The following is a 21,534-nucleotide window of genomic DNA, read 5'->3' as shown; positions in this document are numbered from 1 at the left end:
GATTATTGCGATGAGTGTTCACACAGATTGATACGGTTTATGAAGTTTAAGAGATAGAACATCCCCCAAGATGTTCAACTTAGTGTCCCGTTCGTCTAGAGGCCTAGGACACCGCCCTTTCACGGCGGTAACAGGGGTTCGACTCCCCTACGGGATACCATTGGGTCGTTAGCTCAGTTGGTAGAGCAGTTGACTTTTAATCAATTGGTCGCAGGTTCGAATCCTGCACGACCCACCATTTCCTTCCACGGAAATCAAAATAATGTGGGCGATTAGCTCAGTTGGGAGAGCACCTGCCTTACAAGCAGGGGGTCACTGGTTCGAGCCCGGTATCGCCCACCATTCTCTAAGTATTTTTGGAATAAAACGTCCAAACCAGAACAAGCAATTGATACTGGTTGGCATTTTTGACTCTGAAAGTCTTTAGAAAATGTAACTTCCTTGTGAAGAAACATAGCTCTTTAACAATTTGGAAAGCTGACAAAACAACAATTTATTGTTGTTTGTAAAGTTCTCAAAGTATTCCTTATGGAATACAACTAAAAACACATTCAAGTGTTCTTGGAATTTGAGTCCGGCAAAATCGAATGTCTCTCGCTCATTCAAATAATGAGAGACAACTTTGGTGATTTGATTATCAACTCGAAACTCCTTCGGGTTGTATGGTTAAGTGACTAAGCGTACACGGTGGATGCCTTGGCAGTCAGAGGCGATGAAGGACGTATTAACTTGCGATAAGCCCAGATTAGGTAGTAAAAACCACTTGAGTCTGGGATTTCCGAATGGGGAAACCCACTTACATAAGTAAGTATCGTTATGTGAATACATAGCATAACGAGGCGAACCGGGGGAACTGAAACATCTAAGTACCCCGAGGAAAAGAAATCAACCGAGATTCCGAAAGTAGCGGCGAGCGAAATTGGACTAGCCCTTAAGCTTTATAGGCGTCAGGTGAACAAGCTGGAAAGCTTGGCGATACAGGGTGATAGCCCCGTAACTGACGACGCATATTCAGTGAAATCGAGTAGGGCGGGACACGTGATATCCTGTCTGAATATGGGGGGACCATCCTCCAAGGCTAAATACTACTGACTGACCGATAGTGAACCAGTACCGTGAGGGAAAGGCGAAAAGAACCCCTGTGAGGGGAGTGAAATAGAACCTGAAACCGTGTACGTACAAGCAGTAGGAGCAGGCTTTGTCCTGTGACTGCGTACCTTTTGTATAATGGGTCAGCGACTTATATTCAGTGGCAAGGTTAACCATCTAGGGGAGCCGTAGGGAAACCGAGTCTTAACTGGGCGTTCAGTCTCTGGATATAGACCCGAAACCAGGTGATCTAGCCATGGGCAGGTTGAAGGTTGAGTAACATCAACTGGAGGACCGAACCGACTAATGTTGAAAAATTAGCGGATGACTTGTGGCTAGGGGTGAAAGGCCAATCAAACCTGGAGATAGCTGGTTCTCCCCGAAAGCTATTTAGGTAGCGCCTCGGACGAATACTACTGGGGGTAGAGCACTGTTAAGGCTAGGGGGTCATCCCGACTTACCAACCCTTTGCAAACTCCGAATACCAGTAAGTACTATCCGGGAGACACACGGCGGGTGCTAACGTCCGTCGTGGAGAGGGAAACAACCCAGACCGCCAGCTAAGGTCCCAAATTACTACTAAGTGGGAAACGATGTGGGAAGGCTCAGACAGCCAGGATGTTGGCTTAGAAGCAGCCATCATTTAAAGAAAGCGTAATAGCTCACTGGTCGAGTCGGCCTGCGCGGAAGATGTAACGGGGCTAAGTAGTAAACCGAAGCTGCGGCAATGCACTTTTGTGCATTGGGTAGGGGAGCGTTCTGTAAGCGGTTGAAGGTGTGTGGTAACGCATGCTGGACGTATCAGAAGTGCGAATGCTGACATGAGTAACGATAAAGGGGGTGAAAAACCTCCTCGCCGGAAGACCAAGGGTTCCTGTCCAACGTTAATCGGGGCAGGGTAAGTCGACCCCTAAGGCGAGGCCGAAAGGCGTAGTCGATGGGAAACGGGTTAATATTCCCGTACTTCTTACAATTGCGATGGGGGGACGGAGAAGGCTAGGTGGGCCTGGCGACGGTTGTCCAGGTTCAAGTGCGTAGGCTGAAGAGTTAGGTAAATCCGGCTCTTCTTAAGGCTGAGACACGACGTCGAGCATCTACGGATGTGAAGTCATTGATGCCATGCTTCCAGGAAAAGCCTCTAAGCTTCAGATTGTAAGGAATCGTACCCCAAACCGACACAGGTGGTCGGGTAGAGAATACCAAGGCGCTTGAGAGAACTCGGGTGAAGGAACTAGGCAAAATGGTACCGTAACTTCGGGAGAAGGTACGCTCTCGACGGTGAAGTCCCTCGCGGATGGAGCTATTGAGAGTCGCAGATACCAGGTGGCTGCAACTGTTTATTAAAAACACAGCACTGTGCAAAATCGCAAGATGACGTATACGGTGTGACGCCTGCCCGGTGCCGGAAGGTTAATTGATGGGGTTAGACTTCGGTCGAAGCTCTTGATCGAAGCCCCGGTAAACGGCGGCCGTAACTATAACGGTCCTAAGGTAGCGAAATTCCTTGTCGGGTAAGTTCCGACCTGCACGAATGGCGTAATGATGGCCACGCTGTCTCCACCCGAGACTCAGTGAAATTGAAATCGCTGTGAAGATGCAGTGTACCCGCGGCTAGACGGAAAGACCCCGTGAACCTTTACTACAGCTTGGCACTGAACATTGACCCTACATGTGTAGGATAGGTGGGAGGCTTTGAAGCGCAGTCGCTAGATTGCGTGGAGCCGTCCTTGAAATACCACCCTTGTAGTGTTGATGTTCTAACGTCAACCCCTTATCGGGGTTGCGGACAGTGCCTGGTGGGTAGTTTGACTGGGGCGGTCTCCTCCCAAAGCGTAACGGAGGAGCACGAAGGTGGGCTAATCACGGTTGGACATCGTGAGGTTAGTGCAATGGCATAAGCCCGCTTGACTGCGAGAATGACAATTCGAGCAGGTGCGAAAGCAGGTCATAGTGATCCGGTGGTTCTGAATGGAAGGGCCATCGCTCAACGGATAAAAGGTACTCCGGGGATAACAGGCTGATACCGCCCAAGAGTTCATATCGACGGCGGTGTTTGGCACCTCGATGTCGGCTCATCACATCCTGGGGCTGAAGTCGGTCCCAAGGGTATGGCTGTTCGCCATTTAAAGTGGTACGCGAGCTGGGTTTAGAACGTCGTGAGACAGTTCGGTCCCTATCTGCCGTGGGCGTTGGAGAATTGAAAGGGGCTGCTCCTAGTACGAGAGGACCGGAGTGGACGAACCTCTGGTGTTCGGGTTGTGTCGCCAGACGCATTGCCCGGTAGCTAAGTTCGGGATCGATAACCGCTGAAAGCATCTAAGCGGGAAGCGAGCCTTGAGATGAGTTCTCCCTGATACTTTAAGTATCCTAAAGGGTTGTCGTAGACTACGACGTTGATAGGCAGGGTGTGTAAGCGTTGTGAGGCGTTGAGCTAACCTGTACTAATTGCCCGTGAGGCTTAACCATACAACACCCAAGGGGTTTTGATGGACTCAATGAAAGAACGTTGAATGTGTAAGAACGAGAATTAAGAAAACAGCTTTCCGAATTAAAGAATTTGCTTGGCGACCATAGCGTTTTGGACCCACCTGATTTCCATGCCGAACTCAGAAGTGAAACGAAATAGCGCCGATGGTAGTGTGGGGCTTCCCCATGTGAGAGTAGGACATCGCCAGGCTTTAAATTTGAAAAAGCCCACTCGAAAGAGTGGGCTTTTTTACGTTTCTGGGCTCTGAAAATTACCTAAGCACTCAGAACTCAAACATCTATCGTTAAGGTGTAATGTATTTACTCTCCGCTACTTTCCAAAAAGCCTTCACTAATGGATTCTCTAACTGATTTTTGGTACAGCAGACACCAAGTTCAAACGGCTTAATTGGTAACACTTTTAAGCGATTTATCTTCTCTCTCACCGGGCTATTGTTGATCACGACATCAGGTGCTATACCTACACCGCATCCTAGTGCAACCATACTTACGATGGCTTCATGCCCTAACGTTTGCGCGTAGATATTCGGCTTTATTTTCATTTGTTTGAGCCAAGTATTGGCTCTATCTCTTGCTGTCCCTGCTTCTGGGAGAATGAATGGAATGACTGACCAGTTTGGTCTTTCTTTTTGTAGCTCTTCCGCAAATGAACTTACGCCGACAGGAGCGATGACAGAAAGCGGTATTTCACTGATTGTTTCAAATGCGATTTTGCTTGGCATCTGCTCAGATTTGGCTGAGATGGCAATATCTGCTTCATCTGCTAAAATTTTGTCGATCGCTTGAGCTGGATCGCCGGTTGATAGCTTAAATTCGATAAAAGGATGCTGCAGACGAAAATCAGAGATTAACTCTGGCAGGTGGCTGTAGCTTGCAGTAACCGAACAAAAGAGACGGATTTCTCCTTTCAATTCGTCCTCTGCTCCCTTTAGGTGACTTTGGTACTGCTGCCATTCGCCAAGAATTTTTAAGGCGACAGGAACCAGTTTTTTGCCTTGGCTCGTTAAATCAACGCTGCGATTGTCCCGCAAAAATAATTGTTGGCTAGTTTCTTCCTCTAGCTTTTGTATTTGTCTGCTCAAGGCTGAAGGACTCACATGCATCGCTGCTGCGGTCTTAGCGAAACTTTTACTCTCACACAGATGAATAAAAAGTTGCAGGCTTTTGATATTCATTAAATCTTCATTTCCATGTTGCATAAATTGCAATAACTAATTGTGAATATATCACTTTAAGCAATTTAATGTCTGTTTTAGTATGAAGTTATTCGGTAAGGCAATTACCGACCTCAATGGAAGAATCTCAAAGGAGCACCCAGATGGCTAATTATTTCAATACCTTAAACTTGCGCGAGCAGTTGGACCAATTAGGTCGTTGTCGCTTTATGGATCGTAGTGAATTTGCTTCAGAAGCGGATTACTTAAAAGGCAAGAAAGTGGTCATCGTAGGTTGTGGTGCTCAAGGTCTTAACCAAGGTCTGAATATGCGTGACTCTGGTCTAGACGTTGCTTATGCGCTTCGCCAAGCAGCGATTGATGAGCAACGCCAGTCATTCAAAAACGCAAAAGACAACGGTTTTGAGGTAGGTAGCTACGAAACGCTAATTCCACAAGCTGACTTAGTAGTAAACCTTACTCCTGATAAGCAGCACACAAACGTTGTTGAGACGGTAATGCCGCTAATGAAAGAAGGCGCAGCGCTAGGTTACTCACATGGCTTCAACGTTGTTGAAGAGGGCATGCAAATCCGTAAAGACCTAACAGTAGTAATGGTTGCACCTAAGTGCCCGGGCACGGAAGTTCGTGAAGAGTACAAGCGTGGTTTCGGTGTTCCAACTCTTATCGCTGTTCACCCAGAGAACGACCCAAAAGGTGAAGGTTGGGATATCGCGAAAGCTTGGGCTGCAGCAACAGGTGGTCACCGTGCAGGCTGTCTAGAGTCTTCTTTTGTTGCTGAGGTGAAATCTGACCTAATGGGTGAGCAAACTATCCTTTGTGGCATGCTACAGGCAGGCTCTATCGTATGTTACGAGAAGATGATTGCTGATGGTATCGATCCTGGCTACGCAGGTAAGCTTCTTCAATACGGTTGGGAAACCATCACTGAAGCACTGAAGTTTGGTGGTATCACTCACATGATGGATCGCCTAACGAACCCTGCAAAAGTGAAAGCATTTGAACTTTCTGAAGAGCTAAAAGAGCTGATGCGTCCGCTATACAACAAGCACATGGACGATATCATTACAGGTCACTTCTCTAGCACTATGATGGCTGACTGGGAAAACGACGATGCGAACCTACTAGGCTGGCGTGCAGAAACGGGTGAAACTGCTTTCGAAAACTACCCAGAAACTGACGTAGAAATCTCTGAGCAAGAGTACTTCGATAACGGTATCCTGATGGTTGCTATGGTTCGTGCGGGTGTTGAGCTAGCATTCGAAGCAATGACGGCATCTGGCATCATCGATGAGTCTGCTTACTACGAGTCTCTACACGAGCTGCCACTTATCGCAAACACTATCGCACGTAAGCGTCTATATGAGATGAACGTAGTTATCTCTGATACGGCAGAATATGGTAACTACCTATTTGCTAATGTAGCAACGCCGCTACTGCGTGAAAAATTCATGCCTTCTGTTAGTACAGACGTCATTGGTAAAGGTCTAGGTGAAACTTCTAACCAAGTGGATAACGCGACTCTTATCGCTGTGAATGAAACAATCCGAAACCACCCTGTAGAATATATCGGTGAAGAACTACGTGGTTATATGACAGATATGAAGCGCATCGCGGTTGGTGGCTAATTTTCTTTGCTTCAAAGTAGAGAAAATATTAAATGAACTCTAGCCAGACTGGAGTCGATAAATACAAAAACACAACATCTAATCAAAAGGCTTGGTCGCCGTTGACCAAGCCTTTTTATTTTTAGCCGATTTATCTGCGCGCCGATAAGAAAAACGCTCCTTTGTGAGGAGCGTTTTAACACTTATTTTTCTGCAAGCTTCTCTTCAAGCTCCGCCAATTTCTGTTCCATTTCTGTCAGCTTTTGACGCGTGCGCAGTAAAACTTGAGTTTGAACATCAAACTCTTCGCGGCTTACTACATCTAGCTTATTCAGTTGGCCTTGGATTACTTGGCGAACCTTCTGATCAACATCAGAGCCTAACTCTTTTACAGGTTGAGGCATTGAGTCGTGAATCTGTTTAGCAATTTGCTCTAATTTCTTTGGGTCAAACATAGTGGCTAAAACTCCTTTTGATTTGTCCTCATTTTAAGTAAATGATACGTGAAAGTCGCCATTTAGATGGCAAAAAAGAGAGCGGCAATAAAAAAGGTCACCGAAGTGACCTTTTTGAATGCCTTAAAAGCTTATCTGTTATCCGCTAATTCACGGTGGGCTGCTTTCGCTTCATCAACTCGTGCCAATTTCTCCAAGTCTTTGTCTTCAACAAATACTGGCAGTGGTTTGTGTTTTTCTGCTAGGTAGCTGTAAATCACAGGTAGTACGAATAGTGTGAACAATGTACCAATTGCTAGACCAGCAACGATGACGATACCGATACTGAAACGTTGCGCGGCACCTGCACCTGTTGCGTACATCAGCGGGATAAGACCTGCGATCATCGCTGCAGTTGTCATTAGGATAGGGCGAAGACGCACTTTCGCAGCCTCCATCACCGCATCGATACGAGACAGTTTATTATGTAACTGCTCTTCTTTGGCTACTTCACAGATCAAGATACCGTGCTTGGTGATTAGGCCGACCAGCGTGATCAAACCAACTTGCGAGTAGATGTTCATTGAGGCCGTACCCCACGCCAACGCGATCAAGGCACCACATATTGCTAGCGGTACAGATACCATGATGACAATAGGGTCGCGGAGTGATTCAAATTGAATCGCCAGAACGAGGAAGATGATCGCAAGTGCAAGACCAAAGGTTGCATACAAGGCACTACCTTCCGTTACAAACTGACGAGATTCGCCCATGTAATCGTGGTTATAGCCTGCAGGCAGTTTGGTTTGTGCGATGTCTTCAAACCAGTTAATTGCATCACCCATAGCAACGTTAGGCGATGGCACCGCACCTACCGTCGCGGAGTTTAACTGGTTGAAGTGTGGCAAAGAGCGAGGCTCTGCTATCACATCAATCGTAATCAAGCTGCTTAGTGGGACGGCTTTACCATCAACAGAACGCACATAGTAGTTCTTCATCGACTCTGGGTTTAGGCGCCATTTACGTTCAACTTGAGGAATCACTTCATATGAGCGGCCGTTAAGGTCGATACGGTTAACGTAACCATCAGCCATCATGGTGCTGAGAGTGATACCAATATCTTGCATGGTCACACCGTAGGCACCCGCTTTGTCTTTATCGATCTTAATCTTCATGGTTGCTGAATCGTAGTTCAGGTCTAGATCGGAATAGACAAACATTGGACTACTTGCAACATCGGTCAGGATATCGCTAGCGATAGTAAACAAGCTTTCGAAGCTATTTGGTGTCGTAATTACAAACTGGACAGGTAGGCCTGAGCCCGCACCAGGCAGTTCTGGCATTTGGAACGCAGTGACAGACATACCTGGGACACTTGAAACTAGGCCTCCCACACGTTTTGTGATTTCAGATTGACTTGCTTCTCGTTCACTCCATGGCTTCAATGTTGCTAGACCAAACGCTTGGTTTGAGTTCGGCACACCGTTAAATACCTGAGCGTATTCTACTTCTGGCTGATCAGAGAGAATCTTATTCACGTCATCCATGGTGTTTTGGATGTAGTCCAAGTTCGCGTTTGATGGTGCGGTACCCATCAGAACAACTACACCTTTATCTTCGGATGGCGCCAGCTCACTAGGAATAAACTTAAACAGAATCGGTAAGCTCGCAAATACAATTATCGCAAATGCAATTACAACAGGACGGTGAGCCATGACTGCTGTAAGCATTTTCTCATAGCGATTGGTCATGCCATCAAGGATATGATGAACTTTTTGCTCAAACTTGCTCGGCTTTTCGTTCGCCTTCAGCATCTTTGAACACATCATAGGTGATAGCGTTAAAGCGATGATACCGGACACAAATACCGAACCTGCTAGCGTTAAAGCGAACTCTTTGAACAACGAGCCCGTAATACCGCCCATCAACGCGATTGGTGCGTATACCGCACCTAGCGTTAATGTCATCGCAATAACTGGCACAGCAATTTCGCGCGTACCAATGATTGCTGCACGGAATGGTGACTCGCCTTCTTTGATATGACGGTCCACGTTTTCTAGCACCACGATCGCGTCATCCACCACCAGGCCGATGGCAAGTACCATCGCTAGTAGTGTCATTAAGTTCCAAGAGAAGCCCATTGCCTGCATAACCATCGCCACACCAATCAAAGAGAGTGGAATAGTGACGATAGGAATGATGACCGCACGGAACGAACCTAGGAACAGTGTGATCACTACAAGTACGATAATTGCCGCTTCAAGAATCGTTTTCACTACTTCGTGAATTGACTCGTTGATCGCAATGGTAGAGTCGTACATCACGTTCATTTTGATGTTACTTGGTAAGTTGCGCTCAAGTTGAGGTAATAATTCAAGCACATCAGCAGCGATGTTGATTGGGTTGGCACTTGGCGCGGCGTTGATTGCAGCAACCACTGCTTCTTGGCCGTTTGCACTCGCACGGTAAACGTCGTGACTCTTCTCAAGTGTTACCTTCGCGATATCACCTAAGCGAATAACGTCCCCTTCACCCGTTTTTACGACCAACGCTTCAAGCTCAGCGACGTTTGATACCTGAGTATCCGCGCTGCCGTTATAAAGCACGAACTCACCCGTCGCTTGACCCGTCGCAGATTGGTAGTTGTTGGCGTTAAGAACGCTCATCACATCCGTTGCAGTCAGCTTTAATGCGCCCATTTTTGCTGGATCTAGCCATACGCGCAGCGCGTATTTCATACCACCGTAAAGGTCGACTTTTGATACACCATTTACAGTGAATAGCTGTGGGTTGATTACACGCTCAAGGTAGTCGGTGATCTGGCTGGAAGACAACTCGTCACTGGTAAAACCAATATACAATACCGCGGTAGTTGAACCAGTCGACATCGTTACGGTCGGGTCTTCAGCTTCTTTTGGAAGCTGGGAACGTACCGAGTTGGTTTTCGCTAAGATGTCAGCCAATGCCGCGTTCGGGTCGGTATTCAACTTCATGTTGACGGTAATGGTTGATTTACCTAACACCGATTGCGAGGTCATATAATCAATATTATCGGCTTGCGCCACCGCTTGCTCCAAGGGCTGAGTAATAAAGCCCTGGATCAAGTTGGCACTTGCACCGTAGTAACTGGTGGTCACGGTGACCACTGTATTCGTCATTTCAGGGTATTCACGAACTTGCATTTTGAACACGGCTTGCAAACCAAGCAATGCAATCAAAAAACTGATCGATACCGCTAAAACTGGACGTTTTATAAAAACATCTGTAAAGCGCATGATGCCTCCAACTTAAAGCATTGGTGTTTCAGCAGGTGGGGTAGTTGCATCGCTTTCAACAATGCTTACTTTTGCGTGGTTACTTAAACGGACTTGACCCGATGTCACCACTACATCACCTGGCTTCACGCCTTCTAGAATGTGTGCGATATCTTTAGAGCGTTCGCCAACTTTTACCACATGCTGCTTAACGCGTTTCTCGCCATCTTCTTCCGTTACGATGTAAACATTGTCGCCGTATAGCGTAAACGTGATCGCAGTTTGAGGCAGAGTGACCTGATTTTCTAATTTAGGCAGAATGATGTTTGCACGAGCGAACATACCACTACGCAGTTTGCCATCACTGTTAGGGATATCTGCTTGAACCTGAATCAAGCCACTTTGTACGTTAACCGCAGGCTCAATCGCAGAAATTGAACCTTTGAAAGGCTGATCTGGGTAGGCATCCACGAAGATATCCACTTCTTGGTCGATATTGATACGTGAAATATCGGTTTGCGGCACGGTAAAGCGTAAGCGCATCACGCTGGTGTCTTCCAGGCGAACAATATCGGTACCCGCTTGTAGGTACTGACCTAGGTACACGTTACGAATACCTACTACACCATCAAATGGCGCTTTGATCTCGCGTCGGTCGATGGTCGCTTTCAAGCTTTCAATGTCCGCTTTTAAGGAGAAGTAGTTCGCTTCTGCTTCGTCATACGCTTCTTTAGAAATAGAGCCTTTTTTAAATAGCCCTTGGTAGCGTTTGTATTTCGCTTCTGCTGCTGGCAACTTGGCTTGCGAGCTCTTTAAATTCGCTTTCTCAACGTCAGAGTCAAGCAGTACTAATGGTTGACCTGCTTTGACTTGAGTGCCGGAATCAAATGCGATTTTGTCGATAACACCACTGGTTTCGTTTGCGACCGTCACACCTTGGTTTGGTTCGATAAAACCGATAGCCTCGATCACTGGTACCCAATCAACCGCTTGTACTTCCGTCACGGTTACTGGGAACTCAGGTTCAGGACGGTTTGCCATGTATTCAGCAATCTTTTGTTGCTTAAATAAATTGAAACCTATCACGCTGCCGAACAAGAGAACGGCGATAAGTAACATAAAGAAAGTCCACTTTTTCATTCTATTAAGAACTCCAAGTTAGTGTTTAATAATTGCATCCCAACTGGCTTCAATAGCAGCTTCTAATGCCGCCTTATCCAGTTGATAAAATCCCAAAGCGTGTTTCCTAGCAAGTGCAACACTTGCCTCAAAACTCAACCCAGAAAGCACTTCGTTATCGAGAGGCTTGAATACGCCCTCTTCTTTCCCCTGATTAAAAAGAAGATCTACTTGGGCAAACATTTGTCTTTCAAGTTCCCGAGCTTTGCTACTATTTGAACAGGGTAGAGACTCATATTGAACTCGATTGCTGAGCGCATTTAAATTCGAGCTCGCTAGATTCCAAATATTGAGCCACATGGTTCGATATCGCTGTTTTAAAGGCATCTCTTCACTCACGCCCAGTTGCACAGCCGTAGCGACGCGCTTTGCAACGTTAAGGCGTAACTCCTCCAAAAGATGTTCTTTATCTGAGAAATAACGATAAATCGTTCCTGCTGCGACACCTGCTTCATTGGCGAGCTTTTGCATGGAAAGCCCTTGAAAGCCCGATTCAGCAATGAGTTGCTCAGCAGCGACTAAGATTTGTTCTCGCTTATCTACAGCAGGGTTATCCTTCATAATCCTACCACTAGTGAATGAACGTTCATTCATTATAGCTCAGATACCCGCCTTTTATGCAACAGAATGTTGCGCTTGTTGGTATGAAAATTACAAGAAATCAGCGTAGCTTTCACGAGGCCACCCCTTTATCATAGGCGCCACATTTATCACCCGCAGAGAATTTCTATGAAGCTGAACCCTAGTCAAGATGAAGCCGTGAAATACGTGTCTGGTCCATGCCTAGTGCTAGCTGGTGCTGGCTCGGGCAAAACTCGTGTTATTACCAATAAAATCGCTTATCTGGTTCAGCAATGTGGCTACAAAGCGCGTAATATTGCAGCGGTGACGTTTACCAACAAAGCGGCGCGTGAAATGAAAGAACGTGTCGGCCAAACGTTGGGGAAAGCTGAGTCTAAAGGTTTGATGGTATCAACGTTCCACACCTTGGGATTAAACATCATCAAACGCGAATACAAGCATTTAGGATTGAAAGCGGGCTTTTCACTGTTTGATGACCAAGACCAACTGGCGCTACTCAAGGAACTTACCGAAAAGCAGCTTGATGGTGATAAAGACCTGCTACGTCAGCTTCTGAGTTGTATTTCCAATTGGAAAAACGACATGTTGACGCCAGAGCAAGCCAAAGCGCGTGCGCAAGGTGAGCAGCAACAATTGTTTGCGTTCTGCTTTGATATGTACCAAAAGCAAATGAAAGCCTATAACGCGCTCGATTTTGATGACCTAATTTTGATGCCCGTCTTACTCTTGCGCAATCATGAAGACGTTCGTCAACGTTGGCAGAACCGTATCCGCTATCTGTTGGTCGATGAGTACCAAGATACCAACACGAGCCAATATGAGTTGGTGAAATTAATCGTCGGTGAACGTGGGCGATTGACGGTCGTAGGAGATGATGACCAGTCCATTTATTCATGGCGTGGTGCGAAGCCTCAGAACCTAGTCTTGCTGGGTGAAGATTACCCGAATTTGCGATTGATTAAGTTGGAGCAAAACTACCGCTCTACGAGTCGAATCCTGCGTGCGGCCAACATTTTGATAGCCAACAACCCTCACGTCTATGAGAAGTCCTTATTTTCAGAAATTCCTGACGGTGAAAAACTCAAAGTGTTGTTGGCTAAAAATGAAGAGCACGAGGCTGAGCGTGTCACGGGGGAGTTGATTGCACACAAATTCTTGAATCGAACCGACTATCGTGATTACGCAATTTTGTACCGTGGTAACCACCAATCGCGCTTAATTGAAAAGTCTCTGATGCAAAACCGTGTGCCTTATAAAATTTCTGGCGGCACCTCGTTTTTTGCACGCGCAGAAATTAAAGACATCATGGCGTATTTGCGTGTTTTGGTTAATCCAGATGACGACAATGCATTCTTACGTATTGTGAATACACCACGACGTGAAATTGGCCCAGTAACGTTAGAAAAGCTAGGCAGTTATGCCAATATGCGTGGGAAGAGCCTGTTTGAGTCGAGTTTTGAAATGGGGCTCGAACAGCACTTAACGGGACGCGGCCTGGAAAATTTACGTCGTTTCACCCAATGGTTAGTGGCGATTGCTGACCAAGCTGAGCGTGGTGATACCGTCGAAGCGGTTCGCTCGCTAGTTCGCGATATCCATTATGAAGATTGGCTATACGAAACTTCAGCAAGCCCGAAAGCCGCTGAAATGCGAATGAAGAACGTTTCTGATCTTTACTCGTGGATAGTGGCGGACCTAGAAGGTGACAACTACGATCAAGAAGAGAAAACGTTAAAAGAAGTCGTTCAACGTTTGACCTTGCGTGACATGATGGAACGTGGCGAAGAAGATGAAGACAGCGATGCAGTACAACTGATGACGCTGCACGCATCAAAAGGCCTTGAGTTCCCATATGTATACTTAATTGGGTCTGAAGAAGGTATTTTACCGCACCAAACCAGTATTGATGAAGACAACGTCGAAGAAGAGCGTCGTCTGATGTATGTTGGCATTACCCGTGCGCAGCGTGAACTGACTTTCACTATGTGCAAAGAGCGTCGACAATTCGGCGAGTTGATCAAACCGACTCAAAGCCGATTTTTGGATGAGTTGCCATTTGATGACGTTGAATGGGAAGCCAATAAAAAGCCAGTATCAGCAGAAGAGCGTATGGCGAAAGGTCAGGCACACATTGCCAATATTCGAGCAATGTTTAAGAAATAGAGTAACCTTGTGCTCACTGACTAAACACAAAAAGGCTTGCCAGTTGGCAAGCCTTTTTCGTTAATGTCTTTACTTATAGACCTTCAATCATGTGGTCGATTGCTGCGATGATTTCATCGTCAGAACAGTCCATACAGGTTCCTTTGGCAGGCATCGCATTGAAGCCTTCTAACGCGTGCTTCACTAACGTCTCTTTGCCTTGTGCAATACGCGGTGCCCAGTCATCGGCATTACCTGTTTTAGGTGCGCCGTTTACGCCAGATGCGTGACAAGCAATACAAAAAGTACCATAAACTGTGGCGCCATCACGTGGACCGGTTGGTTCTTCTTTCACTGGCTCAGAACCCGCTAGATAAACATCACCGACAGGTTGGATGCGTTCTGCGATCGCATCGTATTCAGTTTGGCTGATGTCAGAAGCTAAAGCTGCCGTAGAAAACGTTAAGGCAGCGAACAAAACGCTAATCATTTGTCGAGACATATCCATTAAACCCACTTCACATTCCCGAGGTAAGTGACTTACCTATTTATATAGTTAGAGTATTAATGCCGAGCAGAGAAATCACTAAATTCCACTGAATGGCATAGAATGATTAGACAACTTGGTTGCAGCTGTTAAATCAATGTAAATAATGGGTGATTATATCCCGATAACTTGTTGCAATAAACAACAAGTTATCCATGACAGGGCGTGAATCACATCAAAAATTCAGTTTAAAGGAAGATAACTGTCGAAAAAGAGACCAAACGATAAAAAAAGTAAAAAAAGTACTAGACGGCATAGTGTGATATCCGTATTATTCCACTCCGCCGATAGGGCATGCGCCCGTAGCTCAGTTGGATAGAGCGTTGGCCTCCGGAGCCAAAGGTCGAAGGTTCGAATCCTTTCGGGCGTACCATTGCCTCGGAGGATACATCGGTAAAAAATCAGTGGTGGCTATAGCTCAGTTGGTAGAGCCCCGGATTGTGATTCCGGTTGTCGCGAGTTCAAGTCTCGTTAGCCACCCCATTCTTTCTTTTTTAGATTGAATGCGGTAGCATTGCTCCCAATCTTGATTTAATCAAGATAAAACATCGTCGGTGAATAGCGCAGTTTGGTAGCGCATCTGGTTTGGGACCAGAGGGTCGGGGGTTCGAATCCCTCTTCACCGACCACTATTTAGTTTATGGCTGAGATAGCGGTAAACATGACAATTTGATGGTGGCTATAGCTCAGTTGGTAGAGCCCCGGATTGTGATTCCGGTTGTCGCGAGTTCAAGTCTCGTTAGCCACCCCATTCTTTATTTAAAGAATATATGCTCGGTGAATAGCGCAGTTTGGTAGCGCATCTGGTTTGGGACCAGAGGGTCGGGGGTTCGAATCCCTCTTCACCGACCACTATTTAAAGCCCCAGTCGAAAGACTGGGGCTTTTTTACATTTGAAATTTAGAATGTAGGGAACTGAGGGGCGTGGGCTGAAACACCAGTCCGATCGAATCTCTCTTCACCGACCGCTATTTAGAGCCCCAGTCGAAAGACTGAGGCTTTTGTGCATCTACCCTCTTAAAAGCATCTGCATTCGATTTCAATTTCACCAAAAGTGTACAGCTCTAGAGGCTTTTGACCACCTATGATCCAAATGCTTTTCGAGCTGACAAAATAAACCCCAGAACGACGTCTGGGGTTTTGTGTTTTTCTAATCCGCTACTTTTATTGGGCGAGTGTTTTAAGGATTTCTCTCAGCTCTACCGTTTCTTGGATTTCAAAATTTGGCGTTATATCTGTTGAGTTACTTGCGCCTGTCGCATTTACCCACACACTCAAAATGCCCATATTGTTAGCGCCTGCTATATCTGCTGGTAAAGAGTCGCCAATGTGTAGGGCTTCTTCTGGTTTTACTTCGACCAAGTCGAGCGCTTTTTGGAAAATGCTCGCAGCGGGCTTCTCTTCAGGCTCTTCTCCCCCCACAATAATATGGTCCACCCAGTCGCTCATCTGTGTCGCGCTGAGTTTAGGGTGTTGAGAAAAAATCGGGCCGTTAGTGATCACGACGAGTTTATAATGCTGACGAAGGTCGCTGAGCATTTCTTTTACACCAGGGAAGAAAGTGAACGCGCCCATACGTGCAGAGTCAAAGTAGTCTTGAGCTTGTTGAGCCTCTTCGGCATTAATGCTGACTCCGTGCTCCGCCAATATGTTTTGGATCAGGCCACAACGGAACGCGTTTTCATCAGGTAGCAGAGCCACAAGGTGAGGGAATTCCGCATTCAGCTTCTTGTACACACCCTGTAAGTAGCGCTGTAAAAAAGCTTGTGGTTCGGTAACTTGCGGGTAGGTCTTATGAATCCAAGTCGTAAACTTTTGTCCTGCAACTTTATCGGCTTGTGACGTCGCACATAAAGTCTCGTCCATATCAAAAAAAATCGCTTTAAGCACAGGGGCTCCTTTCATTTACAGCTTGGCTCTAACATTGATTATCTATTATCCCACTCTGAATTGTGCCGTAAAGGGTTAAAACCGACGTGTTTCACCTACAATGGGAGAGTGATGGTAACCGCACTTTCTTTTGTTTAGTCAACAAACCGCTTAAGCGGCGCATAATCGTCGTCGACAGAGGATTTGTGTGGTTTTGCTGTTGTGTTCACGTTTTAGCCTATCCTTTCTCTTTCTAAGTTTGGCTTTTTATATTTGCCGACTATTTTATTAATAGTTTTTTATGTTGAAAAATTGCTTTTCGCATACGATATTGTTTGTTAAATGTTAATAATTGCACATGAATAGTATGGTTAATGGTCCTGGTTGGCTCGTGCTTATTTTTAGAGCATTTTTCTAGTTTTATTGGTGCATGGCGCACAAAAATAGTGTGATATGAAAATGGTTAAATACTTGTTAATGCATTTTTATTCGCTCATTGTGCGTTTATTTAATGTTTTCTCGGCGGAATATACTTTAATTGTTGCTTTTTTGTGTGATTTTTGCCAAATTGTTTCCGCATTAAGATTTCAGAGTATTATTCTGAATTTGAACGGATTCATTCAGGTGATGAATGGTGCCTTTGGCGCGATTCGATACCACAGACAAGGCAGTAGAGGTCTGAAATGTCACTATTAGAAGTGAAAAACCTTCGTATTGAATACCCATCCCGACACGGCGTTCACGCTGCCGTGAAGTCACTTTCTTTTCATATTGAACGTGGTGAAATCGTGGGTGTTGTTGGCGAATCAGGTGCGGGTAAATCCACCGTTGGTAACGCCGTTATTGATTTGCTTAGCCCTCCAGGTCGCGTTGCTAGCGGCGATGTTTTCTTGGATGGAGAAAAAATTTCTGGTTTATCACCAGAAGCGATGCGTAAGGTTCGCGGATCGAAGATTGGTTTTATTTTCCAAGATCCAATGACCTCACTTAACCCACTTTTTACGGTTGAGCAGCAGCTGAAAGAGACGATCCACGCCAACATGAAAGTCTCTGATGAAGAGGCGTATCAGCGTGCACTTTCTCTGATGCAGCAAGTTGGCATCCCGCAGCCAGAAAACCGCTTGAAACAATACCCACACCAATTCTCTGGTGGTATGCGTCAGCGTGTCGTCATTGCGATTGCTTTGGCTGGTGAGCCAGATCTGATCATCGCCGATGAGCCAACTACGGCGTTAGACGTTTCTATCCAAGACCAAATCCTCAACTTGATCCGAGAATTGTGTATCAAGAATAATGTCGGCTGTATGCTGGTTACTCACGATATGGGTGTGGTCTCCAACGTCACTGACCGCGTCGCGGTAATGTATCGTGGTGACTTGGTGGAGTTTGGGCCAACAGCCAAAGTGTTGGGCGACCCTGATCACTCCTATACTCGCAGCCTAATTTCAGCCGTTCCACGTTCAGACAGAAAGCTAGATCGCTTCCCTTTGGTCAGCTACATCGAAGAAGCGGCAGAAATGGAGCCTCTCGACATTAAGAATCACTGGCTAGGACAAAGTCAGGATGAGCGCGAGTACACAGGCCCGCTTTTAGACGTGAAGAACGTTAATCTACGCTTTGTCACCAAAGACTCTTTATTTGAAAGCCGTCGCGAATACGTGCAGGCATCCAATAATGTGAGCTTTGAAGTGCATGAAGGCGAAACCTTTGGTTTGGTGGGTGAGTCTGGCTCTGGTAAATCAACCATTGCGCGAGTTATTGCTGGTTTATACCAACCTAACTCTGGTCAGGTGAAGTTTGAGGGTATTGACCTGACAGCTTTAACCTCTGAGAAAGAACGCCGCCCAATGCGTCGTCAGATGCAGATGGTGTTCCAAAACCCGTATACCTCAATGAACCCTCGTATGAAGGTATTCGATATTATTGCTGAGCCAATCCGTTTTCATAAACTGACGAAAAACGAGTCGGAAACTCGCCAAATCGTGAATGACCTTCTCGATCATGTTGGTTTGGGTCGTATGGCAGGGCTTAAGTACCCTCATGAATTCTCCGGTGGTCAGCGTCAGCGTATTTCTATTGCGCGTGCGTTGGCGACTCGTCCTCGACTTTTGATTTGTGATGAACCGACATCGGCACTGGACGTATCGGTACAGGCACAAATTCTAAACTTGCTGAAAGATCTGCAAAGTGAGCTGAACTTGACTATGTTGTTTATCAGCCACGATTTACCTGTTATTCGCCAGATGTGTGACCGAGTAGGTGTGATGCAAATGGGTACACTGTTAGAAGTGGCACCAACAGAACAGTTATTCACGGCACCTCAACACGAATACAGCAAAAAATTGATTTCTCTGATGCCTGAATTTACAGGCTTGCGAGAAGAGATCGAGACGGCATAAACCAAGCACCTCGCTTGGCTAACCTTTAGTCATAACAAAGACGCAAACACAACAACAAGGGATCCGTATCCCCGCATGAAGGAGTTATGCAAATGAAAACCATGAAAAGCAAATTAGCAGTGGCGCTAATGGCGGCGGGCCTAAGCTTTAATGCACTGGCAGCAGATATCAAAGTTGGCTACGCAGCTGACCCAGTATCGCTTGACCCACATGAGCAGCTATCAGGTGGCACACTGCAAATGTCACACATGGTATTTGATCCGTTGGTTCGCTTTACTCAAAAAATGGATTTCGAACCTCGTCTAGCAGAGAGCTGGGAGCGCATTAACGACACTACCGTTCGTTTTAAATTGCGTGAAGGTGTGAAATTCCACTCTGGTAATACCCTAACGGCTGACGACGTTGTATGGACGTTTGAGCGTCTACAAAGTTCTCCTGATTTTAAAAACATTTTCGACCCGTACGAGAAAATCGTCAAAGTGGACGACAACACGTTCGATCTTGTAACCAAAGGTCCTTACCCACTTGTGCTGCAAACTGCAACGTACATTTTCCCTATGGACAGCAAGTTCTACACGGGTAAAACAGCAGACGGTAAAGACAAGTCTGAGCTAGTGAAGCACGGTAACTCATTTGCATCGACTAACGTATCTGGCACGGGTCCATTCATTGTGACTTCACGTGAACAGGGCGTAAAAGTGGAATTTGAACGCTTTAAAGATTACTGGGACAAAGAGTCGAAAGGTAACGTTGATAAGCTAACGCTTGTTCCAATCAAAGAAGACGCGACTCGTGTAGCTGCGCTACTTTCTGGCGGCGTTGACATGATTCACCCGGTAGCACCAAACGATCACAAACGTGTGAAAGACGCAGACGGCATCGATCTAGTCACGCTACCAGGTACTCGTATCATCACGTTCCAACTAAACCAAAACAGCAACGAAGCACTGAAAGATGTTCGCGTTCGCCAAGCGATTGTTCACGCAATCAACAATGAAGGCATCGTTAAGAAAATCATGAAAGGCTTCGCTACTGCAGCTGGTCAGCAGAGTCCAACTGGTTACGTTGGTCACGATGACAAGCTAGTACCTCGCTACGATCTGAAGAAAGCAAAACAACTGATGAAAGAAGCGGGTTATGAGAACGGCCTGACGCTAACTATGATTGCGCCAAACAACCGTTACGTAAACGATGCGAAAGTAGCGCAAGCGGCAGCGGCAATGTTGTCTAAGATTGGCATCAAGGTTGATCTGAAAACTATGCCAAAAGCGCAATACTGGCCTGAGTTTGATAAGTGTGCGGCAGACATGCTGATGATCGGTTGGCATTCGGATACAGAGGACTCGGCAAACTTCAACGAGTTCCTAACCATGACTCGTAACGAAGAAACCGGTCGTGGTCAGTACAACTGTGGTCACTACTCAAACCCAGAAATGGACAAAGTGGTTGAAGCTGCAAACGTAGAGACGGACCCTGCGAAACGTGCAGCAATGCTGAAAGGTGTCGAAGCGACGCTATACAACGATGCTGCATTCGTACCGCTACACTGGCAAAGTGAAGCGTGGGGTGCGAAGTCTAACGTGAAAGCCGCAGATATCGTGAACCCAATGGTAATGCCTTACTTTGGCGACCTAGTTGTCGAGTAATCATACTTAGTCATGATAGAGAGGGGCGCCAGTCCTTCTCTGTTTTCGACACTTGGCTCGGTTTATTTCAGTCGGATTGAGCCAGTTTTACAGACTGAATTTTCTCTCTAAGTTTAGAGATCTATGGATAGTTAAGGGGCAAGGAATGTTTTCGTTTCTGGTCAAGCGCCTGTTTCAGGCACTGATAGTGATGTTTGTGATCAGTTTGGTGGCGTTTGCCATTCAGGACAACCTGGGTGATCCGCTGCGTGAGCTTGTAGGTCAGTCGGTTTCGGAGTCGGAGCGCCAAGCGCTACGTGACGAATTGGGCCTGAACGATCCCTTTATCACAAAGTACACGCGCTTTGTGGGTAATGCACTGCAAGGTGATTTGGGTACATCATACTTTTTCAAGCGACCTGCGGTTGAGGTGATCCTCGATAAGCTGGTGGCAACATTAGAGCTCGTGTTTGGCGCGACGCTCATCATTATCGTTTTCTCTATACCACTCGGGGTGTATTCCGCGATTCACCCGAAGAGTGTCTTTACCAAATTTGTTATGGCGATGAGTAGTGTCGGCATCTCGATTCCGGTGTTCCTAACCGCAATCATGCTGATGTACGTCTTCTCCATCGAACTCGGCTGGCTGCCTTCCTACGGACGAGGTGAAACCGCTAACGTGCTTGGTTGGGAATCTGGCTTCTTTACCATCGATGGTATTAAGCACCTTATCCTGCCGTGTATTGCGCTAGCGTCTATCATGCTGCCGTTGTTCATCCGTCTGGTACGTTCAGAAATGCTGGAAGTACTGAGCTCGGAATACATTAAGTTCGCCAAAGCAAAAGGCTTGAACTTACAAAAGATTTACTACCAACATGCACTTAAGAACACCATGCTGCCAGTACTGACGGTAGGTGGCGTGCAGATTGGTACCATGGTGGCTTACACCATCCTAACCGAAACCGTATTCCAGTGGCCGGGTACAGGCTTTCTTTTCCTAGAAGCAATCAACCGTGTCGATACACCGTTGATCACAGCTTACGTTATCTTTGTTGGTCTGATTTTCGTGGTAACCAATACCATCGTTGATTTGCTGTACGGCATCATCAACCCAACTGTGAACTTAACTGGAAAAGGAGCTTAAT

General features: G+C 46.3%; 12 protein-coding genes, 8 tRNA genes and 2 rRNA genes. 15 read left to right on the top strand and 7 right to left on the bottom strand.

Translation table 11 applies throughout. The features are described from left to right. The first annotated feature begins 84 nt into the window (after nucleotides 1-84). The 5 genes from ACZ5ZC_RS16820 to rrf all read left to right on the top strand — a co-directional run bounded on the left by ACZ5ZC_RS16820 (nucleotide 85) and on the right by rrf (nucleotide 3,766). Nucleotides 85-160 (top strand) — tRNA-Glu (locus tag ACZ5ZC_RS16820). Nucleotides 161-162: 2 nt separating this feature from the next. Then, nucleotides 163-238, top strand: a tRNA-Lys gene (locus ACZ5ZC_RS16815). 28 nt (nucleotides 239-266) lie between these two features. Next, a tRNA-Val gene (locus ACZ5ZC_RS16810) sits at nucleotides 267-342 on the top strand. A 322-nt stretch (nucleotides 343-664) separates the two neighbouring features. Then, nucleotides 665-3,555 (top strand): 23S ribosomal RNA (locus ACZ5ZC_RS16805). A 94-nt stretch (nucleotides 3,556-3,649) separates the two neighbouring features. Further along, nucleotides 3,650-3,766, top strand: a 5S ribosomal RNA gene (rrf, locus tag ACZ5ZC_RS16800). A 94-nt stretch (nucleotides 3,767-3,860) separates the two neighbouring features. On the opposite strand, the gene ilvY is transcribed toward rrf, so the two are convergent. Next, complete coding sequence (gene ilvY, locus ACZ5ZC_RS16795; RefSeq protein WP_054868309.1) at nucleotides 3,861-4,751, bottom strand: HTH-type transcriptional activator IlvY; 891 nt, start codon at nucleotides 4,749-4,751, stop codon at nucleotides 3,861-3,863. 143 nt (nucleotides 4,752-4,894) lie between these two features. Here ilvY and ilvC point away from each other — a divergent pair, with 143 nt between their 5' ends. Continuing rightward, nucleotides 4,895-6,379, top strand: coding sequence for a ketol-acid reductoisomerase (gene ilvC / locus ACZ5ZC_RS16790; protein ID WP_054868310.1), 1,485 nt, complete (start codon nucleotides 4,895-4,897; stop codon nucleotides 6,377-6,379). A 182-nt stretch (nucleotides 6,380-6,561) separates the two neighbouring features. On the opposite strand, the gene ubiK is transcribed toward ilvC, so the two are convergent. The 4 genes from ubiK to ACZ5ZC_RS16770 form a co-directional block, all read right to left on the bottom strand. After that, on the bottom strand, nucleotides 6,562-6,813 hold the full coding sequence (gene ubiK, locus ACZ5ZC_RS16785) for a ubiquinone biosynthesis accessory factor UbiK (protein ID WP_005398178.1): 252 nt from the start codon (nucleotides 6,811-6,813) through the stop codon (nucleotides 6,562-6,564). A gap of 131 nt (nucleotides 6,814-6,944) precedes the next feature. Continuing rightward, nucleotides 6,945-10,067, bottom strand: a complete 3,123-nt coding sequence (gene vmeD / locus ACZ5ZC_RS16780) for a multidrug efflux RND transporter permease subunit VmeD (RefSeq protein ID WP_048624578.1) — start codon at nucleotides 10,065-10,067, stop codon at nucleotides 6,945-6,947. Nucleotides 10,068-10,079: 12 nt separating this feature from the next. Beyond that, nucleotides 10,080-11,186, bottom strand: coding sequence for a multidrug efflux RND transporter periplasmic adaptor subunit VmeC (gene vmeC / locus ACZ5ZC_RS16775; RefSeq protein WP_005398173.1), 1,107 nt, complete (start codon nucleotides 11,184-11,186; stop codon nucleotides 10,080-10,082). Between the two features lie 18 nt (nucleotides 11,187-11,204). Continuing rightward, complete coding sequence (locus ACZ5ZC_RS16770) at nucleotides 11,205-11,786, bottom strand: TetR/AcrR family transcriptional regulator (RefSeq protein ID WP_005398171.1); 582 nt, start codon at nucleotides 11,784-11,786, stop codon at nucleotides 11,205-11,207. Nucleotides 11,787-11,954: 168 nt separating this feature from the next. On the opposite strand from ACZ5ZC_RS16770, the gene rep reads away from it, so the two are divergent. Beyond that, the gene (rep, locus tag ACZ5ZC_RS16765; RefSeq protein WP_109168649.1) at nucleotides 11,955-13,970 is read left to right on the top strand and encodes a DNA helicase Rep; all 2,016 of its coding nucleotides are present in this window, start codon (nucleotides 11,955-11,957) and stop codon (nucleotides 13,968-13,970) included. Between the two features lie 73 nt (nucleotides 13,971-14,043). Here the strand turns inward: rep and ACZ5ZC_RS16760 are convergent, their stop codons facing one another. Further along, the gene (locus ACZ5ZC_RS16760) at nucleotides 14,044-14,457 is read right to left on the bottom strand and encodes a c-type cytochrome (RefSeq protein WP_012841248.1); all 414 of its coding nucleotides are present in this window, start codon (nucleotides 14,455-14,457) and stop codon (nucleotides 14,044-14,046) included. A gap of 335 nt (nucleotides 14,458-14,792) precedes the next feature. On the opposite strand from ACZ5ZC_RS16760, the gene ACZ5ZC_RS16755 reads away from it, so the two are divergent. The 5 genes from ACZ5ZC_RS16755 to ACZ5ZC_RS16735 all read left to right on the top strand — a co-directional run bounded on the left by ACZ5ZC_RS16755 (nucleotide 14,793) and on the right by ACZ5ZC_RS16735 (nucleotide 15,348). Beyond that, a tRNA-Arg gene (locus tag ACZ5ZC_RS16755) sits at nucleotides 14,793-14,869 on the top strand. A gap of 34 nt (nucleotides 14,870-14,903) precedes the next feature. Continuing rightward, nucleotides 14,904-14,979: transfer RNA gene (locus ACZ5ZC_RS16750), tRNA-His, on the top strand. Between the two features lie 69 nt (nucleotides 14,980-15,048). After that, a tRNA-Pro gene (locus tag ACZ5ZC_RS16745) sits at nucleotides 15,049-15,125 on the top strand. A gap of 46 nt (nucleotides 15,126-15,171) precedes the next feature. Beyond that, nucleotides 15,172-15,247: transfer RNA gene (locus tag ACZ5ZC_RS16740), tRNA-His, on the top strand. Nucleotides 15,248-15,271: 24 nt separating this feature from the next. Continuing rightward, nucleotides 15,272-15,348 (top strand) — tRNA-Pro (locus ACZ5ZC_RS16735). A gap of 312 nt (nucleotides 15,349-15,660) precedes the next feature. Here ACZ5ZC_RS16735 and ACZ5ZC_RS16730 read toward each other — a convergent pair. Beyond that, on the bottom strand, nucleotides 15,661-16,386 hold the full coding sequence (locus ACZ5ZC_RS16730) for an HAD family hydrolase (RefSeq protein WP_005394354.1): 726 nt from the start codon (nucleotides 16,384-16,386) through the stop codon (nucleotides 15,661-15,663). Nucleotides 16,387-17,048: 662 nt separating this feature from the next. Here ACZ5ZC_RS16730 and ACZ5ZC_RS16725 point away from each other — a divergent pair. The 3 genes from ACZ5ZC_RS16725 (at nucleotide 17,049) to ACZ5ZC_RS16715 (ending at nucleotide 21,533) form a co-directional block, all read left to right on the top strand. After that, complete coding sequence (locus tag ACZ5ZC_RS16725) at nucleotides 17,049-18,764, top strand: dipeptide ABC transporter ATP-binding protein (RefSeq protein ID WP_005379108.1); 1,716 nt, start codon at nucleotides 17,049-17,051, stop codon at nucleotides 18,762-18,764. 92 nt (nucleotides 18,765-18,856) lie between these two features. Then, complete coding sequence (locus ACZ5ZC_RS16720; RefSeq protein ID WP_005394355.1) at nucleotides 18,857-20,410, top strand: ABC transporter substrate-binding protein; 1,554 nt, start codon at nucleotides 18,857-18,859, stop codon at nucleotides 20,408-20,410. Nucleotides 20,411-20,555: 145 nt separating this feature from the next. Next, nucleotides 20,556-21,533, top strand: coding sequence for an ABC transporter permease (locus tag ACZ5ZC_RS16715; RefSeq protein WP_031780394.1), 978 nt, complete (start codon nucleotides 20,556-20,558; stop codon nucleotides 21,531-21,533). Nucleotide 21,534: the final 1 nt, after the last annotated feature.

The sequence above is a fragment of the Vibrio sp. JCM 18905 genome (genome assembly GCF_055393305.1).
The sequence above is the reverse complement of the archived record's forward strand: the minus strand, read 5'-3'. Positions and strand labels throughout refer to the sequence as shown.